Annotated in this window: 5 protein-coding genes and 1 pseudogene; 1 reads left to right on the top strand and 5 read right to left on the bottom strand. The window is 52.3% G+C overall.

Features of this window, described 5'->3' with window-relative positions; translation table 11 throughout:
• The 5 genes from WBC85_RS15890 to WBC85_RS15870 form a co-directional block, all read right to left on the bottom strand.
• A partial coding sequence (locus tag WBC85_RS15890) for a hypothetical protein (protein WP_424439501.1) occupies nucleotides 1-472 on the bottom strand: 472 nt, incomplete at its 3' end.
• 143 nt (nucleotides 473-615) lie between these two features.
• A complete protein-coding gene (locus WBC85_RS15885; RefSeq protein ID WP_424439498.1) occupies nucleotides 616-1,713 on the bottom strand; it encodes a DegT/DnrJ/EryC1/StrS family aminotransferase in 1,098 nt (365 codons plus the stop codon).
• Nucleotides 1,710-2,297: an acyltransferase gene (locus WBC85_RS15880; RefSeq protein ID WP_424439495.1), complete on the bottom strand. Its 588-nt coding sequence runs from the start codon at nucleotides 2,295-2,297 to the stop codon at nucleotides 1,710-1,712. Before WBC85_RS15880 ends, WBC85_RS15885 begins: the two co-directional genes overlap by 4 nt.
• Entirely contained in the window at nucleotides 2,297-3,241 is a 945-nt protein-coding gene (locus WBC85_RS15875; protein WP_424439492.1) for a Gfo/Idh/MocA family protein, read from the bottom strand. Before WBC85_RS15875 ends, WBC85_RS15880 begins: the two co-directional genes overlap by 1 nt.
• A 4-nt stretch (nucleotides 3,242-3,245) precedes the next feature.
• Nucleotides 3,246-4,577: a nucleotide sugar dehydrogenase gene (locus WBC85_RS15870; protein ID WP_424439489.1), complete on the bottom strand. Its 1,332-nt coding sequence runs from the start codon at nucleotides 4,575-4,577 to the stop codon at nucleotides 3,246-3,248.
• A 262-nt stretch (nucleotides 4,578-4,839) separates the two neighbouring features.
• Between WBC85_RS15870 and WBC85_RS15865 the strand changes: the two are divergent.
• Nucleotides 4,840-5,358, top strand: a pseudogene (locus tag WBC85_RS15865) (transposase); the annotation flags it as partial.

Here is a 5,358-nt window from a genome sequence, read left to right as displayed (position 1 = left end):
ATGGAAACCGATTGGTGATTTCTGTGGTTGCCCCGACCATAGCGCTCAGAACCCGCGCAGCGGTCCACTCAACCGCTGAAACGATGGGTGGTAAGATTGGTTTTACCGAAGTCGGCAGAGACGGGTTACGTAGGATCTGGCGCGGCACATCTTCATGAGCATCATAGATGACTTTGACGCCAGACAGGCGCAGAAGCATTGCCCAAGGCAGTAATTCGGGATCATGAAAGAAGACCATTGAAGGGCGCGCGCGCCGTACGGCCGAAATCATTTGCCACGCTCCACCGAACATACGCGCGAGGCGGCGTTTGCGGGGGCCTGTGTCAACAATATGATATCCCAGCTTTGGATCGATCTCGTCGCCGAGCCCATCTTGCACGTAAAGCCGGACGTCCTCGTCTGTAGATTGAACCAGAGAGGCAACTTGCTTGAAGCGAATACGGGAGTCGTCTCGGGGATGAACGGTTGTCATGTGAATAATCATTTTTTAGTCCATTATTTGGCCAGGCCCTATCCCGATGGTGATTGCATGCGGTGGGCCGAGACAAGGAAAATTAGATATTTCGGGTGCTGCGCAGGTTCATTTTGATGTCTTGCTGGTAAGCATAGATACGTCTAGTCGCGAAGCGCCTCGTGCACAGCTGTCGCGATTTGGGTAGCGGTTTGCTCGCTCATATAAGGGTGCATCGGTAGGCTCATGACCTCTCGTGCCGCCATATCTCCATGGGGAAGTGATACTGTGTCATCCGCAACGGCTGGTTGACGATTGAGGGGCAAAGGATAATGAACTGCCGTCGGTACGCCAGCATCCTGAAGCGCCGCTTGAACTTTATCGCGTTCTGGTACGCGGACTGTGAACTGCGCCCAAGCGGACGTATTGTTCGAGCCGATACGCGGTAGGGTCAGCGGTGTTCTCGCTTTGGCAAAGGCTTCGCTATAATGATGTGCAACCCGTTGACGGGCAGCGATTTCATCATCCAATATGGCGAGTTTAGGCAGTAAAATAGCGGCTTGGATCGTGTCGAGACGACTGTTCATGCCCACACGAACATGGTGATAGCGCTTTTCCTGGCCGTGGCGCGCTACTTGGCGGATCGCCTTGGCGAGGTCGGGATCAGAGGTCAAGAGCGCGCCGCCGTCTCCGTAGCAACCGAGTGGCTTGGATGGAAAGAAACTGGTACAGGCGATTGTGCTGAGACTGCCGGATTTGCGTCCGTTGTAGCTGGCGCCAAAGCTTTGTGCTGCATCTTCGATCACCGCGATGCCGTGGCGTTCTGCAATGGCGTTGATCGTGTCAAAATCAGCGCATTGACCATAGAGCGACACCGGAATGATTGCCTTGGTACGCGGTGTGATCGCCGCCTCCAACTGGGTCGAGTCCATGTTGTAACTGATCGGATCAATATCGACGTAAACAACTTTGGCACCAAGCACGACAGCGGCCTCGGCGGTCGCGATATAGCTGAACCCGGGGGTGATCACCTCATCTCCGGGCCGCACGTCGAGTGCCATTAGAGCGATTTGTAATGCATCGGTGCCATTCGCACATGTGATACAGTGTGCTGCACCAGTATAGGCACTTAATTTTTCCTCAAGCTCAGTCACTTCGGGACCAAGTATATATTTACCATGCGCCAAAACCCGCGCAATTGCTCCTTCGATCTCAGGGCGCAGGCGATCTTGTTGAGCTTCTAGGTCGATAAAGGGGATCATGTCTGTGCCTCTTGCCGGAGAAGTGTGCTGTCATTCAGGATGTAGAGGTCGTTTGTGTGTGGACACAGGCACTCTGCATTGCCACTAAGCGGCAAATCAAGGCGCTCGCCATAAGCACTCATCCAGCCGATTTGCCGAGCTGGAACCCCGACCGTAAGCGCGAAGTCCGGGACATCCTTGTTGATCAACGCACCAGCGCCGATAAAAGCGTATTCCCCAATTCGGGAGCCACACACTATGGTGCAATTTGCCCCTAAGGTGGCTCCTTGACGCACTAATGTGTCTCTGTATTCGCTTTTCCGTTCGACCAGAGAGCGCGGGTTGTAGACATTTGTGAAGACCATGGAAGGGCCGCAAAAAACCCCCTCTTCCAGTGTTACATTGTCATAAACCGAGACGTTGTTTTGGATTTTACAGTCGTCACCTATCACAACATGATTGCCGACGAAAACATTCTGTCCCAAGGAAACGCCGCGCCCGATACGAGCACCTGCGCAAACATGCACAAAATGCCAGATGCGACTGCCTTCACCGATTTGCGCCCCGTCATCGACGATGGCGCTGGGGTGGACAGAAAAGCTCATTACAGTGTCCGTTTCAGGAAAGGATGCATGTCGTCGCGGCTTTGTTCGATCGGAGCATTGCGAATGGTTGAAACCGTGTCGATTGCGACCCGGTTTTCCTCGAGGCCGAAACCTTTGCCCTTCAAAATCTCTTCATATGAGCGTGTATGAAGATCGGTAAAACCATCGGAAAATTCGATGTTCTCACCGCTTGCAGTGATGGCACGGAATGTGCGTTTGCCCTGCGCGCGCTCTTCCTCGGGGACATCGTTGACGTCCAAAGAAAGGAACCAACGCACGCGGGCACGTTCATACTCCAGATAGCCTGCCGCCTTGGTGGGCGTGTTCAAATGCACAATATTGCGTTGTAACTTGCCATAGACAAAATGCAGCATGTCGTAAAAATGAACGCCGATATTTGTTGCTATACCGCCAGACTTTTGCGGCGCGCCTTTCCAGCTTTGCAGATACCAGTTTCCGCGTGACGTGATATAGGTCAGGTCCACATCGTGCTTCGTATCACTAGTTTCGCTTTTGACACGCTCGCGCAAATCGATAATAGCCTTATGCAGGCGCAACTGCAGGATCGTGTTTACTTTCTGACCCGTCTCGCTTTCGAGCGCTAGCAATCCGTCAATCTGGTCAGTTTCCAACACTAAAGGCTTCTCGCAAATGGCCTCAGTGCCCGCGCGCAAAGCGTAACGCATATGTGCGTCATGTAGATAGTTCGGGGACGCAATGGCTGTGTAATCCAGCCCGCGACCGGCACGGCGCTCGGTATCATTGTGTGCGTCGAATTGCTCAAACTCAGTAAAGAAACGCGCGTCAGGGAAATGACTGTCCAGAATACCAACCGAGTCATTCACATCCATAGCAGCGACAAGATCACCGCCAACTTCATGGATAGCTTTCATATGGCGCGGGGCGATGTAACCGGCAGCGCCGATCAGGGCAAAACGATGCATGGGATCAGGCCTTTATAATAGTGTCAGAAGGGGTGCGATATACGCCGCGGCTATCGATGATGAGCGCAGAGTGTTCGCGGATCATTTCATAATCAAAGGCGGCATGGTCGGTTGTGAGAACCACAGCATCGAATGCGGCAAGACTATCCGGGGTTAATGCCACGCTGCTCAGATTAAAACTGTGTTCGCGCATTTTCGGGAAAGCCGGCACATGCGGATCCGAATAGGCAATTTCACCACCCGCATTACGGATGAGCTCCATCACCTGAACGGAGGGGCTTTCACGCATGTCGTCGACGTTTTTCTTATAGGAAATGCCCAGAACCAGAATACGGCTTCCATTGAGAGCTTTCTTGCGGGCATTCAGGCCTGTCACCAGCTTGCCCATGACGTATTCTGGCATGGCGTGATTGATTTCACCGGAGAGCTCAATAAACCGCGTATGCAGGCCGTATTCTCTTGCTTTCCAGGTCAGATAAAACGGGTCGATCGGGATACAATGTCCGCCCAAACCCGGACCGGGATAGTAGGGGGTAAAGCCGAACGGCTTCGTTGCAGCGGCGTCGATCACCTCGAAGATATCAATTCCCATGGCGTCCGCGACAATCTTCATTTCGTTTACAAGACCAATATTTACAGCCCGGTGGATGTTTTCCAACAGCTTGGTCATTTCTGCAGCGCGGTTGGAGCTAACCGGAACGATCTTGTCGATTGCGGTGCTATATAAGGCACTGCCCACTTTTAGGCAGTTTGCCGTATGTCCACCAACGACCTTAGGAATAGTATGGGTCGTGAAATCCGCATTCCCAGGGTCTTCGCGCTCGGGAGAATATACTACAAACACGCTTTCGCCCGCAATCAATCCGTTGCGGGTTACGCGTGGTAGGATTTCCTCATCCGTTGTGCCAGGGTAGGTCGTGCTCTCCAATGAAACCACTTGACCAGGCCGCAAATAGGGCGCAATCGCGTCGCAAGTTGCAATTACAAAGCTGAGATCTGGCTCACGATAGGCATTCAATGGCGTTGGCACACAAATAATTGCTGTATCAGCTTCTGAAATTCGCGAAAAATCTCTCGTACATTCAAAACCTGCTGCGACTGCCTTAGCAATATCCGCGTTGGCTATATGTTCAATTTCGGAAGTGCCGCCATTGAGCATATCCACCTTATTGGAATCTATGTCATAGCCGATGACTTTAAAACCGATTTCAGAGAAGCGCAGGGCGAGAGGCTGTCCAACGTAACCCATACCAATGATTCCGATGACAGCGGATTTGTCGCTAAATCGATTCAAAATATCTTCTAAATATCTGTTTTCATTTAATTTTTCAGACATTTCTTAATCCATTCACTTGAGAGTATTTGCTTGTTTAAACATTCAATAAACCAGACGGTTGGTCTTGGCCAGAAACTACGTAAATTTGGCTCTTGCATCAGGGTCGCTGTTGGGAATAAGAGAGGTGGTCGCGGAAATTTGGACCGGCTGTTAAGATGGATCGCATGATGAAAGTGACGATGCAAAATGACAGAACGAAAGAACCATTCGCCAGCATTCAAAGCCCGTGTTGCGCTTGAAGCGATCCGTGAGGAGATGACGCTGGCAGCGCCGCGACCTCAGGGCGCGCAGGTTTGTCTACATCTGGGCGGATGGCGTCTACTTGCGCCCGTGAATGGCCGAGGAAAAACAATGTGTTATGGTGTTGATCGGGGCGAACGAGTGGGCTCGCAAAGAGATTATCGGCCTGGCCGACGGTTACCGCGAAAGCACCCAGAGTTGGCGCGAACTGCTGCTTGATCTGCAGCGGCGTGGCCCTACCCATACCCCTGACCTTGCCATTGGGGGTGGTGCTTTGGGATTCTTGCATGCGCTGACCAAGTCCGTTCAGGCCAAAGCCAAAGGCCATCTGCATGATATTTGGCAGGCCAAAACCCGCACGGATGCCGAGGCGGCCTTTGGTTTCTTTGTCACAACCTACGGCGTAAAATACGACAACGCTGCTGGGAAACTGACCAAAGACCGCGACGCTGGCCTTCTATAACTTTCCTGATGAACACTGGAAACACATCCGAACGACGAACCCCATTGAAAGCACTTTTGCCACCGTCCGACACAGAAC

The sequence above is a fragment of the Planktotalea sp. genome, from assembly GCF_049680325.1.
GTDB lineage: Bacteria > Pseudomonadota > Alphaproteobacteria > Rhodobacterales > Rhodobacteraceae > Planktotalea.
Note: the sequence above shows the minus strand (reverse complement) of the source record. Positions and strands in the feature narration are given on the sequence as shown.